We start from the raw sequence: 21,873 nt of genomic DNA, 5'->3' as shown, positions 1-21,873 counted from the left end.
GGATTTTAGCCATTTCTCAATGCTGGAATTGTTCCGGATGGAGGTGGAAGCCCAAGCCACGGTCTTAAACCACGGTCTGCTAGAGCTGGAAACTAATCCTGGAATGCCTGAGACGCTGGAATCACTGATGCGGGCTGCTCACTCGATCAAAGGAGCCGCACGAATTATTGATTTAGAGGTGGGCGTCAAACTGGCTCATGTCATGGAAGATTGCTTTACCAGTGCTCAGATGGGCGTTGTGACCTTGGCGGCGGCACAAATTGATGTGTTGCTACAAGGCGTTGATTTACTGTTACGACTGAGTTGTGTCCCAGAAACCCAGCTTCAGGGTTGGCTGGCAGAACAGGCTGATGGGATTGAAGCGTTGTTGTCTGCGATCGCCACTTTACTAAATCCACAACCGCAACCCCTAGCCAATGAACTACCACAGATTAACGAACTACCAGCAATTTCTGACCTTACAGTTCCAATAGAGTTAACGCCAGTAGTGGCTGTTGCGTCTGAGGAATTTAACCCCGCGCCGATTCTAGAAGCAGAAGCGATCGCGACTCATCTGCCCACTGTAGATCTAGCTAAAGTCATGCCCTTCGGCTCAGCGGGGGGACAGATTGCCGACAGCCCCGATCGGGTGGTTCGAGTCAGTGCCGACAACCTCAGCCGCTTGATGGGATTAGCCGGAGAGTCTCTAGTCGAAGCGAACTGGTTGCAGCCCTTTGCCGATTCACTGCTGAAGCTGAGACGGCAGCAAACTGAACTGTCTACATTAATCGAAAAGCTGCAAGGGTCGCTGGTTGGGCAGACCTTAAACCAGCGCAGTGAAAATTATCTGAATGCGGTACGGCAACAAGCGACTAGTTGTCGGGAAATGCTGAGCGATCGCTTGAATGAACTAGAACTATTTGCCCGTCGTTCTGCCAATTTGTCCGATCGCCTCTATCGCGAAGTGCTGGCGAGCCACATGCGTCCTTTTGCCGATGGGGTTCAGGCATTTCCTCGGATGGTGCGAGATTTGGGTAGACAGTTAGACAAGCAGATCCGCTTTGAAGTCTTGGGCAAAGCCACGGATGTAGACCGAGACATTTTGGAAAAGCTAGAAGCACCGCTGACTCACCTATTACGCAATGCAGTTGATCACGGCATTGAGCCGATGGCAGAGCGTTTAGCAGCGGGTAAACCAGCCGAAGGGTTAGTGCGCCTCGAAGCAGTACATCAGGGTGGAATGCTCTCGATCACTGTGTCGGACGATGGGCGAGGCATGGATTTTGAGCGTTTACGCACCAAGATTGTCAGCAAGCAGTTGGTCAGCCCTGAGATGGCTCCTCAACTGACAGAAGCGGAGCTGATTGAATTTCTGTTCTTACCGGGTTTTTCCACCAGCGACACTGTTACCGAGCTTTCGGGACGGGGTGTGGGGTTGAATATTGTGCAGAACATGATCCAAGAAGTTGGGGGGAGCCTGCGAGCGGTTTCCAAACTGGGTAAAGGCATGACCTTTTATCTGCAATTGCCCTTGACTTTATCGGTCATTCGCACGCTCTTGGTAGAAATTGCTGGAGAGCCTTATGCCTTACCGCTGACTCGCATTGACCGCATTGCTATGGTGGAACCAGAGGCGATCGCCGTAGCCGAAAACCGCCAGTTCTTCACCATTGATGGACAAAATATTGGCCTAGTGGTGGGCCAGCAAGTTCTAGAGTTACCTGCCTCTGCCTACGATGCCAAGGCGCTGCCTGTGATCGTGATCAGCGATCGCCTCAGTTGTTATGGCTTGGTCGTCGATCGATTTCTGGGTGAGCGAGATTTAGTCGTCAGACCGCTCGATTCGCGTTTGGGCAAAGTGAAAAATATCAGTGCTGCGGCTCTTTTAGAAGATGGTTCCCCAGTGCTTCTGATCGATGTAGAAGACATGGTGCGATCGATTGATCACTTGTTAACCAATGGTCAACTCAGCCACATTAGCCGCAAAACTGAAAAGGTAGCGACCAAAGCTCAAAAGCGGGTTTTGGTCGTTGACGATTCCATCACCGTGCGCGAAATGGAGCGGAAGTTGCTGCAAAATAAAGGGTACGCGGTTGAGGTTGCAGTCAATGGAATAGATGGCTGGAATGCGATTCGTACAGGTCATTTTGATTTGATTGTGACCGACATTGACATGCCCCGGATGAATGGAATTGAATTGATCGCTCAGCTAAAGCAACATGCCACCCTCAAGGCTTTACCCGTGATTATTGTGTCTTACAAAGATCGAGAAGAAGACCGGATGCGAGGGTTAGAAGTAGGAGCAGACTACTACCTAACCAAGAGCAGTTTCCACGATGACACGCTCCTACATGCGGTGCGCGATCTGATTGGGGAGGCGATCGCATGAGAATTGCCATCGTTAATGACATGCTGCTGGCCGTAGAAGCCCTTCGCCGTGTGGTGGCTACGGTTCCTGAATATGAAGTCGCTTGGGTGGCCCGCACAGGGACAGAAGCGGTAACTAAAGCGGCTCAAGATACCCCAGACTTGATCTTGATGGATTTGCTCATGCCAGAACTGGATGGGGTAGGAGCGACTCGTCAAATCATGGTTCAATCTCCCTGTGCCATCGTGCTAGTTACGGCAACTGTGAGCGGTCACGGTGCTAAGGTCTTTGAAGCAATGGGGTATGGCGCTTTAGATGCGGTGAACACGCCCATTTTAGGGCCACAAGGACAAGGCGCAAGTGGCACTGAGCTGTTGGCTAAAATTTTGATGGTTGCCAAGCTGATTGGTAAATCTCCTGCCCGAAAGTCGCGATCGCTCGATCAAGCCAAGCCAGTCACTTTTGCCCAGCCGACACCACCTTTAGTCGTGATTGGCGCTTCAACTGGGGGACCACAGGCATTACGCACGATTCTGTCTCATTTCCCCATCAGCTTCCCCGCAGCGGTGGTGGTGATTCAGCATGTAGATGCTCAATTTGCTCCCGGTTTAACGGAATGGCTCAATCAACAAACGACACTTCCCGTAAAAATTGCCCAGCACGGTCAATTTCTGCAAGCAGGGACTGTTTGTGTCGCCAGCACCAACAATCATCTAGTTCTACAGGCCGATCTGAGCTTGGCCTATACACCAGAGCCAACTCAATCAACTTATCGCCCTTCGGTCGATGTCTTTTTCAATAGTGTGGCAGCTCACTGGCCTCGCAAAGGTGTGGCACTTTTGTTGACAGGGATGGGCAAAGATGGGGCAATGGGGCTGAAGTCTCTCTATGCCACTGGTTGGCATACGATCGCTCAGAACCGAGAGACTTGTGTGGTTTACGGCATGCCCAAAGCCGCTGTTGAATTGGGGGCTGCCAAAGAAGTTCTTCCACTGCCCGCGATCGCCCCTGCTTGTCTGGAACAAGTGATTCCTCGCTGGGCCAGACGGGCCTAAATCAGACCTAGGGTAGCTTGCTCTGGAGGAGTAGGGTGCTGTGGTTGTCAATAAGGACTGGGCGACTTTGGCGATCGGTGGCACTGAAGCTCTCAAAGTAGCGTTGTGGTGCTAAGGGAAAATGGGAGAAGTCAAATAAAGCATCCCCATCGGCAAGGTCTGCCCAGAAGTAGCGCAGGCTTGGCAGCAAGGCTTCGGCTGCTTCCGGTCGCAAATTAAGCGGCGGCTGAGTGAGCAGCTTCAGCATAAAGGGATGGCTGCGATCGCCCATCCACTGGCGGGAAGCTTGTTGCAGTTGCGGCCAATCGGGTACAGCATCGACGCGATGAGATTCTACCTGGAGCCATTGTCTACCCTGGCGATCGCTATGAAACTGCAAAACTCGGTAAGGGTGAGGATAGCTGACCAAAGAACCTGTCGTGATCTCGTAAATGCCTTGGTGTTGGGCGATATCTTGCACATGCAGATGCCCGGTAAATATCAGTTGCACTCCAGCATCTTGCAGTATTTGCAGCAGGGTTGGAGCGTTTTCTAACATGTAGCGGCGGCCCAACGGATGTTGCGATTGCCTAGGCAGGTGTTCTACAACATTGTGATGCACCATCACCATCACTAATTCTTGCGCTTCAACTTCGCTCAGCACTTGTCTCAACCAGCTCAATTGCGGTTCATCCAAACGACCTATTTGTTTGCCTTGGGCATCAAACTGGTTGGAGTTTAGCCCAATCAAGCGCACTCCTGGCAAGAGTTTGCAGGTGTAGTACATCTGGGAAATATCTTCGTAGCCGAACTTGTGGTAATAAGTGGGAAAATCTGCCCAACTAATCGAAGTGTCATTGGCGATCGCGTTGGGAAAATCGTGGTTTCCGGGAACCACATAGGTAGGAAAAGGGAGCTGAGCCAATCGCTCTGCCAACCAGGTATGATTTTCGGGTTCGCCATGTTGGGTAAGGTCGCCAGGGATCAGCAAAAAGTCAAGGTTTAGCTGCTCTAGGTGCTCCAGAATGAGTTCAAGGGCGGGAATACTGACCTCAACCAGATGAAATCGATTGGGATGCTCCCAGATAGTGTGGGGTAGGGCAATGTGCAAGTCGCTAACGATCGCAAAGCGGCACTGAAGGCTCATAAGATAATTTTTTAAGGTGGGTGATCTAGCAATTAAGTTGGTTCCAAACCTGAGGGTGAAGAACCCAATTAAGAATCGATTAAATTGGTTTTATTGTCGCAAACAGATTTCTTCTAAAGGATGATCCTAAGGAGAAATTACGGTACAGCTTGCTAAGTATTTACGAGAGGAAGCATCAACTTTGTCACTGGTTCGAGTTCGAGAACACGTTAATCCGCTGAGTCGCAAATATCAAAGTCCAGTCAAACCACCGGACTGGAGCCGAGTGTATGCAGATTTAGCCCAGCCGCTGCATTTGGATATTGGCTGTGCGAGGGGGCGCTTTGTGCTGAGTATGGCGCAAACGGAACCCAGTTGGAATTTTCTAGGTTTAGAAATTCGAGCTACTTTGGTGGATCAAGCCAACCAAGAGCGGGATGAGCTAAATTTAACCAATTTGCACTACTTGTTTTGTAATGCGAATACTTCGGCGCGATCGCTTTTGCACTCGTTACCTAAGGGGGTGTTGCAGCGGGTGACGATTCAGTTCCCTGATCCTTGGTTTAAGCGCCGCCACCAGAAGCGACGGGTGGTGCAACCGGAGTTGGTGCGGGAGTTGGCGAGTTATTTGGTGCCTGGTGGGATGGTGTTTTTGCAGTCTGATATTCAAGAGGTGGCTGTGGAAATGTGCGATCGCTTTGAGGAGCACACAGCGTTTCAGCGGCAAGGGGAAGGTTGGCTGAGTGAGAATCCTTTGTCTGTGCCAACGGAGCGGGAATGTATGACGTTGGAACGGGGGGAACCTGTTTATCGGGCTTTGTTTGTGCGGTCTTGAGGTTCTTGGAAGAACCGAGCCCTTGGGGGCGCTTGCCCCCAAACCCCCGCTGAGGGACGGTTGCGTCCCCCAGACCCCCTCCAAACGAATCTAGCTGTGAGTGTTTCGAGTCTTGAACGGGGTCAAATATTGGCTCTCAGGGGTTGGCTACTGGCTTGAATTTCTGACTCCTAGCTCCTCACTCCTCACTTCTTGCCCCTCACTTTTTCATCCTTCATCCCTCCTCCTTCATCCTTTACCAAGTCGGCAACCAACGCCGCAGTTGCCACTCTGTGGGGGATAGGGGCAGGCCGAGGTAGAAGGGTAGCCAGAAGATGAAGGCCATGATGATCAGAAAGATGGCTGTGACCCCTGCGATTCGGAACCAGTATTGGCGGCTATGCAACCAACGATCGATCAGCCAGGCGATCGCGAGTAGTGAGAAGACGGAAGCACCCATGTAGTGGTATAGGAAGGTGCAGCGGCTGACTCGCATCCAAGGGATTAAGTTGGCTCCATAATTGGCGACGAGGTAAACGCCAATCCACAGGTCTATTGAGCTAGTGATTGATCCAGTAAATGATCCAGTAAACGATCCAGTAGCTGGCTGAGGGAGGGTAGGGGCTGCGATCGCTTGGGTAGGGGCTTGGTTTGGGATTGCGGCGATCGCGTGGGCAGCGTCGGTTTGCTGCACCCAATTGTAGAAACGCTTTCCTAGCATCCACATCACTAAGAGAATTCCGGCGGTGGATAGCCACCAGAGGGCTGGGTTGCCCATTGCGTGAATGTCGTACACCAGTTTGACGGCTGACTGCGGGAGGGAAGGCTTGGCAGGTACGATGTCGCTGGTGGTTTGGGCAGTTTCGTAGAAATACAGGATGGGGCGCTGCATGAAAAGCCAGGTGTACCAGTCGGAGCAGTAGGGGTGGATTTTGGGACCGTCGCCAACTCGCTCGTGGTATGACAAAATTCGTTTTTGCACGTCCCAGAAGTTGGGAGTGGGATTGAGTCGCAGGTGAGGAATCCAACTCAAACTGTAGGTCAGGACTGGGACAATTCCCAATGCTGTAATGGCGGTAAAGAGGTTGAGTTGAGTTAGCTTGCGGAGGGGAGAAATGAATTGTTTACCGCTAGGTGTAAGGATGGGGTCGGGTGTGCCTCCCCAGAATTTAGCGATTAGGCGCATCCCCCAGGCTGTGAACCACAACAAATAAGCGCCAAACAAAAACCACAAGCCATTCCACTTGATGGCAGCAGAAGCTCCAAAGCTAATCCCTGCTAGAATCAGCCACCACCAGCGTTTTACGCCTCGTCGCTCTAGCGATCGCAAGAAAAACCATTGCCCCAACAAACCAAAGCTGATCAGGTACACGTTCACCAAGGCGTAGCGTGATTCGACCAGAAACAGGCCATCTAAGGTGGAGAGTAAACCTGCGATCAAGGCGTAGCTACGGCGACGGGTGAGCTGGTAGGCTATGCCCATCACAATCAACGGGATGAATGACCCAACTAGAGCATTGAGCCAGCGATAGCTGAAGGGGGACAGCAGCGAACCTGTGAGGGAGTTTTTGACTGCGTCTGCGCCCCACGGGGTTTGATTAGCGAGCCAAATGCCAATGGCAATCAGGTATTTGCCTAGAGGTGGGTGTCCATCAAAAAAAGGCCGCTGGATCAGGTAGTTGTTGGCAAATGTGGCGAAGTAAACTTCATCAAAAACGAGGGTATTGAAGCGACTCAGGCCCCAAAACCGCAACGCGATCGCTAGTAAGAATATCCCAACGGTGCCAAGCACAAACCAAAGCTGAGGTCGCTTAGACAACTGTTTAGACCAGGCCATAAACCAACTCTCAATCCCCTAACTTGCCTAACTTTTGCTACCTTGCTGTAAGGCTTAACCTATCGCAATGAACTTTGCTCCATCAACGATACGCCAAAAGCTGCCCTCTCTTCCTACTTCACCCCATCAGATTTTTGCTGCTGGATTGAGAAAAACAGTCACTAAAATTACACAGCGACTTACTCCTCTTTTTGACAGATGAAGGGATTGGAGGGAGTGAACCACACTAGACTCAGAAGTTCGTTGGAGGTTAGATTTATGGCAACTAGCAATGGTGGAGCGCAGGCAGTAAGCAACTTAGAATACGATTTGCTGACGGTGCTTCAAAATAAGTCTGAAGCCGTAAAAGCTTACGATTCCTATATTCAAGACGCTCAATCGACTGGATCGCAACCTTGTGCAGAGCTGTTCCAAAAGCTGCAACAAGAAGATATGCGTCAAGCCCAAGAAATTCGTCAACACCTGCAAGAAGTGATGCAAAAGGGCAAGATGTAGGCGATCGCGAAGCTTCCTTTAGCCAATCATTGATCATTAATGCCGAGAATTAGTTTTTCTCAGACCCTCCTCCATCCGGGGAGGGCTTTGGTTAAAGGTTAAATAAGGCTTGCACTTGAGCTAAGGGTAATTGCCAAAGCAGTTCTGGTTGCCATTTGTCTGGATCAAGACGCGATCGCTGGCCTCGTTGATAGGCTTGCCGCAGCCTTTCCCAGAGGGGTTGGTTGAATTTTTTCCAAGTAGAAATGCTTGCACTTCTGCTTCAGCGAGTGAGTCGCTGCCGTAACCCGTCAGGATATGAATGCCGTCGTGGAGTTGTTTGTGGCGGAAACCTGTGGTGAGTGGCGATCGCCCGTTCTGGTCTAGAAAATCTGCCCAAGCTCCACCAAAAGTGCCTGTAGGGAGCGATCGCGATAAGGCCAAATTCACGATAGTTGGGACGGTTTGTGTTCCAGACATTGCAAGTTTTAATGATTCAAAGGCGGAATGGTCAGAGGCGAACAATGCCGCCCCTGTCAAAATCGACCTCAACGAATCTTTAACGGTTCAGAGCGCTTAACAGTCCAAGTTTCGGAGCTGTAGTTCCTAAACCCTACTGTTGTTGCGGTTGGGTGGACTCGCGTCTTGTTTGTCTTGCTTGTTTCAGCTCATCCAGTTTTTGCTGCTGTTCCTCGGTCAGCACTGCTTCCATCCGTTGACGGGAGGCTTGCTTAATTTCCCGGATACGAGTTTGTTGGTCGGCTGAGAGGTTGAGGTTGGCAAGTCGGCCTCCACGCTCTTTGGCTTCTCCTTGGGGTCTAGCTTGCCCTTCAGGTCTGGTTGCCTGTCTTTCAGCTCTAGCAGCTTGCCGTTGGGCCTTGGCTGCTTCCAGTTGTTGCCGTTGCTCTGCGGTCAAAATCTGCTCAATTGCAGCTTTAGTTTCTTGGTGAATTTGCTGCATCTGCGCTTTTTGTTCCGTAGACAAGTTCAAGGCGTTCATCCCCTTCAGGCCTTTCATCATCCGGGGGCCATTTTGGCTTGGCGTGCCTGTGTTGGATTGCGCCTGAACGATTTGGGTGGCGAGGGGAACAGCTGCTAAAGTTAGGGCGATCGCGCCAGCCAAAAGCGGCATCAATTTCAGTTTCATAGTAGGAATCGTTTGTAAGGTAACTCAGTCAACCGTGGATGACCCAATCATAGAAAGTTGACCTCGCTTTCGCCTGAGGAGAAGGTCATGAAGATCGGCGTGACTAAAGTCATGGGTGATGCAGCCAGACTCAGGGGTAAAGTTCTCTCCTGTAGTAGGTGCAAGTTGGCTCATCGGGATCTAAGGTCAGACTAGGTCAGCCAGTCATTCAGCTAGGAGCCACTCTATGAGCATCCATGTAGAAAGAAGCATTCGGATTGATCGCTCTCCTCAGGAGTTGTATCAGTTCTGGCGTAACTTTGAGAATTTGCCACGATTCATGAATCATCTCCAGTCGGTGCAAATGCTGGATGCTCAGCGATCGCATTGGATCACCAAAGCTCCCTTAGGCAACCAGATTGAATGGGATGCCGAGATTACCCAGGATCAAGAAAATGAGCTGATTTGCTGGCGATCGCTGCCTGGTGCTACTGTGCCTAACGAAGGCTGCGTCAGCTTTCGTACCTCAGAGTATGAAGCTGGCACAGAAGTTAAGGTAACGATGGACTACAGCCCCTTTGGTGGCATGGCTGGAGCCGTGGTTGCCACTTTGCTGGGTGAAGCTCCAGACGGACAACTGTACGAAGATCTGTGGCGGCTCAAGCAGGAAATTGAGGAAGGGAATACTGAACTTTAGTTTTTAGACACCTTTGCTACAGAGTTTAGAACCCTAACTAGTAGTCCCAGCTAGTAGTGCAAGAGGAGGCTGTGCTCTTAGAGTAGGAAGGAGCGCCATTGATTTTCGCCATCCTCGAATGTGAGCAAGCTGCCAAAGGTTCAAACTCATCCGTTTCCGTTTTTGCTGTACCTAGAATGGGCCCTTCTGGGGGTTGCAGCTTTGTCAGAGCTTCTGCTCACGCCTATGCCCCGTGTGCGTCAATTTCCCCTAGCAACGCTGCTAAGTATCGCTGGCCTTTGGATGATGGGGCTGCGAATGCCGATAGGCCGACCTGCCATACAAAAGCTACTGTATACGGGGGTAGAGTTTGGGCTAATTGTTTTGGCGGGGGGCTTGAGTCCACGGGGAATTCGGCTGTTTCCATTTCTCTATTTGGTTTTAGTCATTCGCAGTTGTTTGCTGTTTAAGCTGCCCGGACGCTTGATGGTGACGGGACTGGCGTTTTCTGCCTTCCTGCTGACGCTGCTTTACCGCATGCAAACGCTGAATTTGCCCGGACGACCGATGGTGCAAGATCGCATCCGGTTTCTCATCCTCAATTTGACGTTGAATGCGGCTTTGCTATTTGGGCTGATCCTGATTTTGGTCTTGTTTTTGATTAATGCGCTGCTGGCGGAGCGAGAGAGCCGAGAAAAGCTGGCGATCGCCAACGAACAACTACGCCAATATGCCCTGCGGATTGAAGACCAAGCGACACTGCAAGAACGCAACCGCATTGCCCGCGATATTCATGACTCTCTCGGCCACGCTCTCACCGGGTTGAATATTCAACTGGAAGGAGCCTTAAAGCTTTGGCAAACCAACCCCACCAAAGCGCAAGCCTTTCTAGCAGAGGCAAAACGGCTAGGATCAACAGCTTTGCAAGCAGTTCGACAGTCTGTAGCCGCTCTGCGTTCCGATCCACTCCAAGGCCAAGCTTTAGAGATGGCGATCGCCCGCCTCGCTCAGGAATTTCATCGCACCACGGGCATTTTGCCGACTTGTGAAATTGAACTGACGCGATCGCTGCCACTAGAACTCAAAACTGCCGTTTATCGCATCGTCCAAGAATCCCTGACTAACATTTGTAAATATGCTGCTGCGAGTGCGGTACAAATTCAAGTTAGGACAGCGAAAGATATCTTGCTGTTACAGATTCAAGATGACGGTAACGGCTTTGAAGTGAATGAAAATACAACCGGATTTGGGATTCAGGGGATGCAGGAACGGAGTTTGGCGTTGGGCGGTCACTTTACCATTGCCAGCCAGCCCGGAGCGGGTTGTCGGATTCTAGCCAAGTTGCCCCTACCGAAATTGCCCTAATGATTCGCGTCTTACTAGTCGATGACCAAAGTATTTTGCGTCAGGGTTTGAAAGCTCTGCTGGAGCTAGAGCCAGACTTGGATGTAGTGGGAGATGCGAGTAATGGGCAAGTTGCGATTCAGCAAGTAGAAACGCTACAACCCGATGTGGTGTTGATGGATGTGCGAATGCCTGTAATGGATGGGGTTGCCGCCACTAAAAGTATTTGTCAGCGCTTTCCAGCGATCAAAGTCTTGGTGTTGACCACCTTTGATGATGATGAATATATTGCTGAGGCGATGCGGGTGGGAGCGATCGGCTATTTGCTGAAGGATACGCCTTCGGAGGAGCTAGCTGCTGCGATTCGGGCGGTTCATAAGGGATACGCTCAATTTGGCCCAGGCATTTTTCAGAAAGTACTTTCCCACATGGGGCCAAAACCCACCGCGAATGCTAGTCCACCCGCTGAACCATTGCCATTGCCTCCGGAGTTGAGCGAACTCACGCCCAGAGAACGGGAAGTGTTGCGCTTAATTGCGGCGGGTTCTAGTAATCGAGAAATTGCTCAAACTTTGTTTATCTCAGAAGGCACGGTCAAAAATCACGTCACCAACATTCTGAATCGGCTCAATTTGCGCGATCGCACCCAAGCAGCTATCTTCGCCAATGCTTATCTAACGTTACTCAATAACGAGAGCGACAGCTTATAAACTCAAATTGGCAAGTTTTTGTTAGGTAAAAGATTGGTGCCAACTGCTACGGCTTCTGTAACTTATCCCAAACGCAATCCTCAAGCTCGTTTGCGGCTATTTTGCTTTCCCTACGCGGGGGGGAATTCTTTTATCTTTCGCCCTTGGCTGAATAGCTTGCCCTCAGAGGTTGAGCTAGGCGCGATCGAGTTGCCTGGGCATGGTTCTCGGATGACTGAACCGCTATTAACTCGAATGACTGAGTTGGTAGAAGCGATCGCCTCAGATCTCCTACCCCACCTAGACCAACCTTTTGCCTTTTTCGGACACAGTATGGGAGCTTGGGTCTGCTTTGAATTGGCTCGCTGGTTACGAACAAATCATCAGCCCTGTCCCGTGCATCTGTTTGTATCAGGGGCGCGAGCTGCTCAAATACCCCACCGTAAACCACCGATTCATCAGTTACCTCAAGCAGAATTTGTCGCCGCGCTACGTCGTCTGCAAGGCACTCCAGAAGCGGTACTAGAGCATGCGGAACTCATGGAATTGATGCTGCCAATTCTACGAGCTGATTTTGCCGTTCTCGAAACCTATACTTATGCTTCCCAAGCTCCTCTGCCTTGCTCAATCACTGCATTTGGAGGATTGCAGGACGTAGATGTGAGTGAGGAAGCGCTGCAAGTATGGCAAGCTCAAACCAGTGCTGGCTTTTCTCACCGAATGCTGGCAGGGAATCACTTTTTCATTCACTCAGACCAGACCTTGTTGCTACAACTGCTAACCCAAGAACTCACTCAGATTCTGAGCCGTCTACCTGAATGAAAACAATAAATATTCTGCCTGAATGCTCTATCGCTTCCTCCTACCCCCAATTTTGGAGAAGCTCTCAAAGTTCCCCCCAGAGTTGGGGGCTAGGGGGGCCTTGATTCGTGCAGAAAGCCTAGCGGCTGGAAAAATCTAAGCGTGAGCAGTACAGTTTGGGAGTCACCCCCCACAAACTTGGAGCTAGCCAAGAATGAAGTGCATGTCTGGTGTGCAGCGCTCGATCAAGACCCGACGTTAATTGAGCAGTTCCATGCAACCTTAACCAGTGACGAACAAGAGCGAGCAGCAAAATTTTATTTTCCCAAGGATAGGCAGCATTTTATTGTGGCGCGAGGTTTACTGCGATTGATTTTGGGTCGCTACCTCGATCAAAGGCCTGCTCAGCTACGTTTTACCTATAACGCTTATGGCAAACCTCGGTTAGGCACTGCTACATCACTACATTTCAACTTGTCTCACTCCAAGGGTTTGGCTCTGTTGGGGGTGTCGAGCGATCGCGAACTAGGCATTGACCTCGAATACATCCGCACAGATTTTCCTTTTGAACAGGTAGCCAAATCCGTTTTTTCAGTTTCAGAGCGAAATATCTTGCGATCGCTGCCTGACGCCCTCAAGCCTGAAGCATTCTTCAATGCCTGGACTCGTAAAGAAGCCTATATCAAAGCTTTGGGGCAAGGGTTGTCGATTCCACTCGATCAGTTTGATGTGGCTTTTGCCCCTGGTGAACCTGCGGCTTTACGAGAAGTCAGGGGAACCTGGGAAAACGCCCATAACTGGACTTTGCAGCACCTCAGCCCTGCACCTAACTATGCAGGTGCGATCGCGATCGCAGGATCAGGCTGTCACCTCAAGTGCTGGCGTTGGTTAAATGGCTGAAAGGCAAGTGATAGGATTAAATCCAGCATCGCTAACCTCTGAAGTTTATTGGTATCTAGGTGCAACTCAAAAACGCCATTATTGCTCATAAAGCAGGAGATGCGACCAGTCGGCGCTGGGCTGAAAAATGTGCTCGGCAACTAGAAGACCGAGGTTGTAAAGTGCTGATGGGACCAAGTGGACCCAAGGACAATCCCTATCCCGTATTCTTGGCCTCAGCGACCCATCCGATCGATCTGGCGCTGGTCTTAGGCGGAGATGGCACGGCACTCTCAGCGACCAGGCATCTAGCTGCCGATGGTATTCCGATCTTGGCGGTGAATGTCGGTGGGCATTTGGGATTCCTCACCGAGTCCTCGGAGGAGCTGAGTGATTCAGAGCGAGTTTGGGATCGGTTGCTAGAAGACCGCTTTGCCGTTCAGACCCGGATGATGGTGCAAGCAAGTGTGTATGAAGGACATCGGACAAATCTTGATCCGGTGAGCGATCGCTACTTAGCGCTGAATGAAATGACGGTGAAGCCTGCGTCTGCCGATCGCATGATTACTTCTATTTTGGAAATGGAAATAGATGGCGAGGTGGTGGATCAGTATCAGGGAGATGGCCTGATTGTGGCGACACCCACAGGGTCTACTTCCTACACTGTGGCTGCCAATGGCCCCATCGTGCATCCGGGGATGGAAGCGTTAGTGGTAACACCAATTTGCCCATTAAGTCTTTCTAGCCGCTCAATTGTGCTGCCGCCTGGTTCCGTAGTAAGCATTTGGCCCTTGGCAGACAACGACCTCAGCACCAAGCTCTGGATGGATGGCGTGATGGCAACCTCGATTTGGCCCGGGCAGCGGGTGGATGTGCGCGTGGCAGACTGCCAAGCCAAGTTTATTATTTTGCGAGAAAACTATTCCTATTACCAAACTTTGCGAGAAAAGTTGCAATGGGCTGGAGCTAGGATTCGCTATAGCAACAACCACCGTAACTGAACACCGGAATTAAAGCGGGGGGGACAGATTATTAGGTGGAACACAGGTTGACTCAACAGCGTGATTGTGTCGTTACGCTTTATACAGTTGCACCCAATTGGCTGAAAAACCCCTCTAATCCTAACGGTTCAACCCTTCTAGCTTATAGCCTGTGCTGATTTGTTCCTAAGAATAACGGAATCAGATAAAAGGTCTAGCTAGTTTTGTCCGTTGCTTTACAGTTGGCAGGGAGAAGGGATTGGCTGAATTTGTTGACCCTCAAAGGTTCTAGGGAACTCTATCAACAAATGGCCAGCCGCTCAGTCAGCTAGGAATTGTAATTGCCCGATCTCGTGAATTTTAACTATGAAGAGTCACCTTGTGGCGATCGCGGAGTTATCTACTGCCGATCGCGAGGCTATGTATGGCCTATTGAGCACTCATTTTTCCGGAGTCAAGCGAGCAGTTTTTGACGCTGACTTGAATACCAAGAACTGGGTGATTTTATTGAAAGATGAGCGATCGCAGACCCTCAAGGGTTTCTCGACAATTCGGATGTACGAAACTGAGTTTGAGGATGAGGAGTTAACGGTCGTCTACTCTGGCGACACGATTATGGACCCTAGTGCTTGGTCTAGTTCAGCGCTCTCGCGGGCTTGGATCGCCACTGTCAATCAGTTGCGGCGCAAATATCCTCGCGGCAAACTTTATTGGCTCTTGATCTCCTCTGGCTATCGCACCTACCGCTTTTTGCCCACGTTTTGGCAAGAATTTTACCCCCGCTATGATGCTCCTACATCTCTCCCAATGGCGAGATTGATGCAATTTCTAGCACAGCGACAGTTTGGTGACTGTTATGACGGTACCACTGGAATTGTCCGCTTCCCCTATCCGCAACAGCTTAAGGGTCAGCTTCAAGGGATTCCAGCAGAGCGCTGCAAAGATCTACATATTGATTTTTTTGCCACCCAGAACCCATATCACGATCAAGGAGATGAGTTGGTGTGCTTGGCAGAGATTACCGAAACAAACTTAACGCCAGCAGGTCGGCGGCTGTGGTTTGCCACGCTAGAACCTGCAGCCCTGGTGTAACGAAATGAGTAGCAAGGCTGGGATGCAGACAGAAATTTTTAATCATCCCGATCGCTTTATTCGAGGGTGGTATTGGGCACTGCGATCGCGAGAGCTCAAGGTAGGGCAAGTCAAGCCTGTGCAACTGTTGGGGCGAGATTTGGCGATCTACCGCAACCAAGCAGGTCAAGTGGTCGTACTGGATGCTTACTGTCCCCACATGGGAGCGCATCTAGCAGAGGGTAAGGTGGATGGCACAGGCATTCGCTGTTTTTTCCATAACTGGAAGTTTGATCCTCACGGGCATTGTGTGGATGTGCCTTGTTTGGGCAAAGCCATTCCTGCCATGCTCTCCAGTTGGCCCACTGCCGAGCATTACGGCTTAATTTGGGTGTGGGCGGGAGAAACACCTCAACAAGCTCTCCCTTTTGTTCCAGAGCTAGAACATACAGACTGTGACGTGATGTTTGGGTCGCATTTCTTCAAAAACTGCCATCCTAATGTCCTGTTGATCAATGCGATCGATGCTCAGCATTTCAACACGGTACATAACTTTCCGATTCAGATTGTGTTTCGTACCGAGACGCTGCATCGCAATGCCATTACCTTCAGCAACACGACACGAGGCGGCAATGAATCCTGGCTAATGCGATTGATTCAACCGTTTTATAAAAATGAGGGCACCTATAGCATGTGCTACTGGTATGGCAGCACGGGCACAGTCACCCTCGGCCCGGATTTCCTTCACTTCTACATCATGTTTACTCTACGGCTGTTGGAAGGTGGCAAAACCGAAGGGCAAACGGTTCTAATCACCAAAAAGCGGCCTAGGCTTCTGGGTTGGTTGTTGAATCGGCTAATTTTGTTCGTCACCCAATTAGTTGGTAACTACTTTGCTAAAGGTGATACTCAGATCTTTCAGACGATTAAATTCAACCTCAAAACTCCAACCAAAGCAGATCAATCGATAGTCCAGTTCATGCAGCACGTAGAGCAACAGCAACCGCTAGCTTGGGGAACGTGGGAGCCAATTTTAGAACTAGCACAAGCACCTGTGACAGAACCATCACAGATTAATTCTGGGGTGGAACCTGAGCGAGAGCGGGTTTGGGAGGCCGTATGAAAACAGTGCTAATTACAGGCTGTTCCTCTGGGTTTGGGCGCGGCATGGTAGACGAGTTTCTCCGGTGCGGTTGGCAAGTGATCAGTACGATGCGTCACGCTGACCAACGCCGAGAGTTATTGGCAGAGCCGCTAGAGAAGTATGGCGATCGCTTAACGATTCTCGATCTAGATGTGACAGATCCAGCCCAACGAGAAGCAGTTGTGGAGTATGTGCGCCAAAAAGGAGATCTGGATTGCTTGGTGAATAATGCAGGCGATCGCTTTTTCGGCCCGCTCGAAGATCTCACTGAAGCTCAACTGCGGCGACAAATGGAGGTCAATTTCTACGGCCCCATGCTCCTGACTCAAGCTTTATTACCTGAAATTCGGGCAGCGCAAGGCACGATTATTTTTATCTCTTCTACGTTTGGTTATACAGGGTTTCCACTCACCTCCGCTTACTGTGCCAGTAAACATGCGTTGGAAGGGTTGGCTGAGAGCCTGTATTACGAGCTAAAACCGCATGGCGTGCATGTGGCGCTAATTGAGCCAGGAGCCAGCCATACCAAGTTTGGTCACGATCCGGGTTGGGCAGAAGGAGATTCAGCCCCTTATCAGTTACAGATGCAGAATTACCACTTGCTCAAAGACCGATTACGGGCCAAATCACCCAATAATACGCTCCGCGTGGCTCGACAAGCCGTGGCTTTGGCAGAAGGGCGATCGCGTCGGCTGCGAGTGCGGGTTGGACGGGATGCAGCATTGGTGTATCTCTTTCAACGGCTCGTACCTGATTGGATTCGCCTGCCCTTATCTGATCTGTTATACCGTCGGATCTTTTTACGGAGGCCAGCTTGATGAAAAACATTGCTGGATTTAATCTACCTTTAATTGCTGAGGGAGATAAACTCAATCGGGTCTTGGTTTCAGCTTTAGGCGATCGGATACCTACAGCAGGACAGCCTTCCTATTCCTATAAAGTAATTACGCAGTTACCACAGCCTTACTGGGACGCTACCCATTTTGGCTTGGAACGAGTGGCAATCTTTCAAGATGCGAGTGAAGGAGAGCAGCGGGCGATCGCGCAGATTGCTAGCCAAGGATTGTTGGCGGAAGCTTACTTTGTAGAGAAAGCGGGCATGGGCTACATGGCGAAGATGCTCTTGCTGGCGGAAACACTAGAGGAGCGGATGCTTTACAGCCTCTTTGCCGCCGAGGAAGCGACACACTTGGCTCAAATTCGGAGTTTCTTTGCAGAAGCACCCATTGGTACAGATGATCCGTTCCTCCGGTTTCTAGCTGATTTGCTAGAGACAGAAGACAAAGCCATCTTGCTGTTCATCATCCAGGTGGTATTAGAAGGGTGGGGGCTGAGCCACTATCGCAGTCTAGCTAAAGGCTGTTGCCACTTGGAGTTAGGTCAATTATTTGAGCAGTTTCTTCAAGCCGAAGCGCGTCATCATGGTTCTGGCTTAATGCTGTTTAAACAAATACCTTTATCCACGCAAAGCCAAAGTGCCATTGTAGAAGCGTTGACCCTGTTTCTTCGCATGGTGCAAGTAGGGCCACAGCGAGTTTTAGATGCGATCGCCCAGGTAAAAGGGGATCTATCGCGATCGCAGAAAGTCCAGGTTTTACAAGAGCTGGAAACCGAGATCCAGAGTGGGGCGCGGTTGAGCTATTTACGCTCCCTGATGCAGAAAGCTACAGCTCACGCCATTGTCCAAGAACTAGAGGAACGGGGTTCTTTTCAACCTTTCCCAGCGGAGAAATGTATATGAACAATCTATTTGATGAACCTCAAGCAAATACCTTGCTAGAGAACCAAAAGGTTTACCGCAAGCTGCAAATTAACTACCAGCGCAATCAGCAGCAAGACCAAACTGCCGCGATCGATGTCGCTGCTGCTGCCTTTAAATACGACCAGTGCAAAGACGAATATTGGAACCCAGAGGAGTTTTCCCTACTTTACGGCACTCCTTTATGGGAGCAAGCCAGCCTCAGTCAACGCATTGTGTTGAATCATCTCTATTGGGTGGCTTATTACTCGCAGATTGTCTCAGCAGAGATCGCGACGATTTTCTTTAACCAGACAAGCGCGGCGGGTCTTTATGCTCAAGAAGATTTCCGATTGGTCTGTGACACCTTGGATCTAGAGTCAGCCCAAGAGCGATCGCATATTCAGGCATTTAGAACCATTGCTAGTCAGACAGAGGCCGCGTTATTCGGCCAACGGATTTTCACCTATCCCATGCGAGGGCCGTTTGCAGAGACCATGATCTTTGCCGATACCAACGCCCTAAAAAGCTGGTGGAAGCAGGTTCAGCTCAAGTGCTTTGGCTTGCTGTCCTCAGATAACACCTTTTTAGCGTGCCAATATTTCACGGTTCGGGGAGTGCGGACATTGAACGGCAAACTGGTGCAACACAAGCTCAGTGCCTACTACCAAAAACATCCTGACCCAGACAATGCACCAATTCCCAGCCAAATTTCCTACTATCACTTTTTGGATGAGAGTTTCCATTTCAACAGTTCCACAATTTTGTCTCATGATGTCGTGAAGTGCTTGAAACCGCCAACAAAGTTTGAACAAACTGTCGCAAACTTAGGGTTACGGGGTTGTCAGCGTGACCACTATCATTTTTCAGCAGCTATTAACGGCATCTTTTGGCACGACCCATCTCTATATACAGCCATCTACCAAGTGTTGCGATCGCCTGTATTTGGAATGAGCGATCGCGAAGCTAAAGAGATGATGGTGGCTTGCTTTACCCAAGAGTCAGAAGGTTTGCACCGCAGCTATCAGACCCATCAGGAGGCGATGGAATCCTACAAGGTATATGTCGAGAAGCTGGATTATGTCTGGCCGAGCAATCGAGAGATGACGTTGATGGCTGCGAATTCTCTCCCTAAATATTTAAAGACGCAGCAACGAGCGATGCAGAAATTTTTGCTTACAGGGGAGGTTGATTCTGTGGTGCGATCGCAGCCAGCTTTTATCCCCACCCTTTCCCAAGCTCAAGCTGAGGTACTGGAGGAGGTAAGTTAAATATGCAATCTCCTACTTTGTGTGATTTCAAAACCCCTGTTTTTAACAATAGCGATGTCGTAGCTCAAGGATGGTATATCATCTGTGCGAGTCGTGACTTAGTAGCGGGTCGAGCTAAATCGTTCGATCTGTGCGGTCAGAAAATTGTTGTTTATCGGGGCGTAGATGGTAACGTTCGGGCTTTAGAGGCCTATTGTCCTCATTTAGGGACTGACTTAAGCCTAGGACGAGTTGATGGTAATGTGATTCGTTGCTTTTTTCATCACTGGGCCTTTGATGGCACTGGTAAATGCCAAGATATTCCTTGCCAAGTTCAGATTCCAACTAGAGCCAAGATCCGAGCTTATGCGACCGATGAGAAATATGGCTTTATTTGGGTCCATCCCGATAGCGAAGCTCCAGAAACTGTGGTTGAGTTTGACGAGTTAAAAGGCAAATCCCTGATTGTTTGGGCCGACAAGCCTTTGGAGCGTCACTGTCATCATCACATCTGCATGATGAATGGCATCGATGCCCAACATTTACGAACGGTTCACAAGCTCAATGTTGAGATGGAGCTATCTCTCGATCGCAATGCCACTGGTAACGTGATTGATTTCACCATGCGGGGAGAAATTCCTGGTAAAACGTGGCGAGAAACGGTGCTTCAGAGATTTTTAGGCAAAAGGTATGAATATTCCATGCGCTATGCTGACGGCTGCATTGGTTTGCTAACCATGATGAAAAACGTGCGCTTGGTGCCGCCGCTACATATGATTTACGCCTATACGCCGATCGCGCCTAACAAAACTCGCGTTCAACCCATCTATGTGGCAGAGAAGAGATCAGGAATCTGGGGTTGGGTAGTGACGCGATCGCTCTTGCTACTCACTCGCTTGAGCTACTATTTTCTCCGTGATGAGGATGGCCTGATCTATGACAACATCCGTTTCAATCCACAAGTGCTTTTGAGTATTGATGCGCCGCTGGTTAAGTATATGAACTATGTGAATCAACTCAAACCTTCCCTTTGGTCAAAATGTTTCCCTAGGCAGAAAACATCCGAAGACTAAGCATTTTCATGTGTATCTCCTTATAGGGGGTAGGGGCGAAGCATTCGGTAGATATTCTTCGGACAAATGCAAAGATTGTTAGCCGAATGCTTCGCCCCTACAGGCGTAACCCAAATTATCAATATTTATTTGACCCACAATTTTTTATCATGAACGCATCCTATTGTGTGGTTCACTTTCCAAATTCAGATTATGTGCCCCTGGCTCTAGAGTCTCACCAACCTTTAGCAGAGCAGCTCACAGTACAAAATTCTCCCGTGCTGTTTGGTTGTCGCACAGGACTTTGTGGAACCTGTTTAGTCACAGTAACAGGAGATCTTGCTCCGCCTAGTACAGCCGAACAGGAAATTCTCGATATGTTGGCACCTGGAAATTCTCAAGCAAGACTGGCTTGCCAGCTAGATGTAATGGGAGAAATCACGATCGCGCCTCTGACGGAGGTTCTATGAAGTTTGAGGATTTCTGGTATGTGGTGGCTCAAAGTGAGCAACTAAGACCCAATAAAGTTCTATCTCGGACTGTATTGGGAGAATGGCTGGCAGTTTTTCGAGATGAGAATGGTGAACCTGTGGCTTTACGCGATCGCTGTATGCACCGCAATAGTCGGTTATCTCGTGGTCAGGTATGCCAAGGACAGGTGCATTGCCCTTATCACGGTTGGGTGTACGACAACAATGGAACTTTGGTAGCAGTGCCAGCAGAAGGAGATGATTTTAAGCAGCTTCAAGCTCGACGGGTGAAGCATTACGAGACTTGTGAGCAAGATGGTTATATTTATGTGCGCTTAACCAACAAGCCGAGTGAAGAATTTGAGCCCTTTCCAATGCCTCATTACCAGGAACCAGGTTGGACAACGGTGCGAGTAATTAACCGCTTCCGCAATAATGTCACGAACTGCGCTGAGAACTTTATTGATATTCCACATACGGCTTCTGTGCATCCTGGTGTTTTTCGCACGCCCCGCAGACAAAAACTAGAGATGACGGTAGAGCGGCAAAAAGGAGCAGTACGGGCAGAATATCGCAACGAAACTACGAATCTGGGTTGGTACGCCAAGTTTCTCAATCCCAAAGGCGGCAAGATTCGCCATACCGATTATTTCTTCATGCCCAATGTCACTAGCGTTGAGTATGACATGGGAGCCTATCGCCAACTGTGGATTAGCAGCCAATCCATCCCTGAAACTGAAGACTCTACTTTGGTCTACACGGATGTCACCTACAACTATGGCATTTGGAATCAATTGGCGCGTCCTTTCATCTATTGGACTGCCCAACACATCATTGGTCAGGATGTAGCAGCATTAGATTTGCAACAAGAAGTCATTGAGAAATACGGGCAGAAATTTGCCAACACTCCAGCGGATACAATTCACACCTTTGTAGAGTCCATTCGCGATCGCATTGCCGTTGGCGAAGATCCCCGTCTGCTGCCTGATCAATCGGTTCAAGTCACATTCTGGGTGTAGTG

At 49.9% G+C, this 21,873-nt stretch carries 21 protein-coding genes and 1 pseudogene; 18 read left to right on the top strand and 4 right to left on the bottom strand.

Annotation, left to right across the window (positions count from 1 at the left end):
• Positions 1-19 precede the first annotated feature (19 nt).
• On the top strand, positions 20-2,368 hold the full coding sequence (locus KME12_09525; GenBank protein MBW4488017.1) for a hybrid sensor histidine kinase/response regulator: 2,349 nt from the start codon (positions 20-22) through the stop codon (positions 2,366-2,368).
• The gene (locus KME12_09520) at positions 2,365-3,402 is read left to right on the top strand and encodes a chemotaxis response regulator protein-glutamate methylesterase (protein MBW4488016.1); all 1,038 of its coding nucleotides are present in this window, start codon (positions 2,365-2,367) and stop codon (positions 3,400-3,402) included. Before KME12_09525 ends, KME12_09520 begins: the two co-directional genes overlap by 4 nt.
• A 7-nt stretch (positions 3,403-3,409) precedes the next feature.
• Here KME12_09520 and KME12_09515 read toward each other — a convergent pair whose 3' ends face one another.
• Positions 3,410-4,528 carry a metallophosphoesterase gene (locus KME12_09515; GenBank protein ID MBW4488015.1) on the bottom strand — a complete coding sequence of 373 codons (1,119 nt, stop codon included), beginning with the start codon at positions 4,526-4,528 and terminating at the stop codon, positions 3,410-3,412.
• A 181-nt stretch (positions 4,529-4,709) separates the two neighbouring features.
• On the opposite strand from KME12_09515, the gene trmB reads away from it, so the two are divergent.
• Positions 4,710-5,342, top strand: a complete 633-nt coding sequence (gene trmB / locus KME12_09510; GenBank protein ID MBW4488014.1) for a tRNA (guanosine(46)-N7)-methyltransferase TrmB — start codon at positions 4,710-4,712, stop codon at positions 5,340-5,342.
• A gap of 235 nt (positions 5,343-5,577) precedes the next feature.
• On the opposite strand, the gene KME12_09505 is transcribed toward trmB, so the two are convergent.
• Positions 5,578-7,158, bottom strand: coding sequence for a phospholipid carrier-dependent glycosyltransferase (locus KME12_09505; GenBank protein MBW4488013.1), 1,581 nt, complete (start codon positions 7,156-7,158; stop codon positions 5,578-5,580).
• A gap of 258 nt (positions 7,159-7,416) precedes the next feature.
• On the opposite strand from KME12_09505, the gene KME12_09500 reads away from it, so the two are divergent.
• Complete coding sequence (locus KME12_09500) at positions 7,417-7,653, top strand: hypothetical protein (protein MBW4488012.1); 237 nt, start codon at positions 7,417-7,419, stop codon at positions 7,651-7,653.
• A 120-nt stretch (positions 7,654-7,773) separates the two neighbouring features.
• Here KME12_09500 and KME12_09495 read toward each other — a convergent pair whose 3' ends face one another.
• Entirely contained in the window at positions 7,774-8,112 is a 339-nt protein-coding gene (locus tag KME12_09495) for a ubiquinone biosynthesis protein COQ4 (GenBank protein ID MBW4488011.1), read from the bottom strand.
• A 133-nt stretch (positions 8,113-8,245) separates the two neighbouring features.
• Complete coding sequence (locus KME12_09490; GenBank protein ID MBW4488010.1) at positions 8,246-8,779, bottom strand: hypothetical protein; 534 nt, start codon at positions 8,777-8,779, stop codon at positions 8,246-8,248.
• Between the two features lie 226 nt (positions 8,780-9,005).
• Between KME12_09490 and KME12_09485 the strand changes: the two genes are divergently transcribed.
• From KME12_09485 to KME12_09420, 14 genes and pseudogenes are all read left to right on the top strand, one after another.
• The gene (locus tag KME12_09485; protein ID MBW4488009.1) at positions 9,006-9,455 is read left to right on the top strand and encodes an SRPBCC family protein; all 450 of its coding nucleotides are present in this window, start codon (positions 9,006-9,008) and stop codon (positions 9,453-9,455) included.
• A 282-nt stretch (positions 9,456-9,737) separates the two neighbouring features.
• On the top strand, positions 9,738-10,799 hold the full coding sequence (locus KME12_09480) for a sensor histidine kinase (protein ID MBW4488008.1): 1,062 nt from the start codon (positions 9,738-9,740) through the stop codon (positions 10,797-10,799).
• Positions 10,799-11,488, top strand: coding sequence for a response regulator transcription factor (locus tag KME12_09475; GenBank protein ID MBW4488007.1), 690 nt, complete (start codon positions 10,799-10,801; stop codon positions 11,486-11,488). The genes KME12_09480 and KME12_09475 overlap by 1 nt, the downstream gene beginning before the upstream one ends.
• A 33-nt stretch (positions 11,489-11,521) precedes the next feature.
• On the top strand, positions 11,522-12,289 hold the full coding sequence (locus KME12_09470; GenBank protein MBW4488006.1) for an alpha/beta fold hydrolase: 768 nt from the start codon (positions 11,522-11,524) through the stop codon (positions 12,287-12,289).
• Positions 12,290-12,430: 141 nt separating this feature from the next.
• Positions 12,431-13,168: a 4'-phosphopantetheinyl transferase superfamily protein gene (locus tag KME12_09465; protein ID MBW4488005.1), complete on the top strand. Its 738-nt coding sequence runs from the start codon at positions 12,431-12,433 to the stop codon at positions 13,166-13,168.
• Positions 13,169-13,227: 59 nt separating this feature from the next.
• Positions 13,228-14,148: an NAD(+) kinase gene (locus KME12_09460; GenBank protein ID MBW4488004.1), complete on the top strand. Its 921-nt coding sequence runs from the start codon at positions 13,228-13,230 to the stop codon at positions 14,146-14,148.
• Positions 14,149-14,493: 345 nt separating this feature from the next.
• A complete protein-coding gene (locus KME12_09455) occupies positions 14,494-15,219 on the top strand; it encodes a hypothetical protein (protein MBW4488003.1) in 726 nt (241 codons plus the stop codon).
• Between the two features lie 4 nt (positions 15,220-15,223).
• A complete protein-coding gene (locus KME12_09450; protein MBW4488002.1) occupies positions 15,224-16,321 on the top strand; it encodes an aromatic ring-hydroxylating dioxygenase subunit alpha in 1,098 nt (365 codons plus the stop codon).
• Positions 16,318-17,160 (top strand): SDR family oxidoreductase, encoded by an 843-nt coding sequence (locus KME12_09445; protein ID MBW4488001.1) that lies wholly within the window; start codon positions 16,318-16,320, stop codon positions 17,158-17,160. The genes KME12_09450 and KME12_09445 overlap by 4 nt, the downstream gene beginning before the upstream one ends.
• Entirely contained in the window at positions 17,157-18,083 is a 927-nt protein-coding gene (locus tag KME12_09440) for a ferritin-like domain-containing protein (GenBank protein ID MBW4488000.1), read from the top strand. The genes KME12_09445 and KME12_09440 overlap by 4 nt, the downstream gene beginning before the upstream one ends.
• Positions 18,074-19,261: pseudogene (locus tag KME12_09435) on the top strand (P-aminobenzoate N-oxygenase AurF). The gene KME12_09440 and the pseudogene KME12_09435 overlap by 10 nt, the downstream one beginning before the upstream one ends.
• 92 nt (positions 19,262-19,353) lie before the next feature.
• A complete protein-coding gene (locus KME12_09430; protein ID MBW4487999.1) occupies positions 19,354-20,403 on the top strand; it encodes an aromatic ring-hydroxylating dioxygenase subunit alpha in 1,050 nt (349 codons plus the stop codon).
• Positions 20,404-20,552: 149 nt separating this feature from the next.
• Complete coding sequence (locus KME12_09425) at positions 20,553-20,852, top strand: (2Fe-2S)-binding protein (protein ID MBW4487998.1); 300 nt, start codon at positions 20,553-20,555, stop codon at positions 20,850-20,852.
• Positions 20,849-21,871 carry an aromatic ring-hydroxylating dioxygenase subunit alpha gene (locus KME12_09420; GenBank protein MBW4487997.1) on the top strand — a complete coding sequence of 341 codons (1,023 nt, stop codon included), beginning with the start codon at positions 20,849-20,851 and terminating at the stop codon, positions 21,869-21,871. Before KME12_09425 ends, KME12_09420 begins: the two co-directional genes overlap by 4 nt.
• The last annotated feature ends 2 nt before the right edge of the window (positions 21,872-21,873 follow it).

It is taken from the genome of Trichocoleus desertorum ATA4-8-CV12 (assembly GCA_019358975.1).
GTDB classification, from domain to species: Bacteria; Cyanobacteriota; Cyanobacteriia; order FACHB-46; family FACHB-46; genus Trichocoleus; species Trichocoleus desertorum_A.
This window is presented reverse-complemented; position numbering and strand designations above follow the sequence as displayed.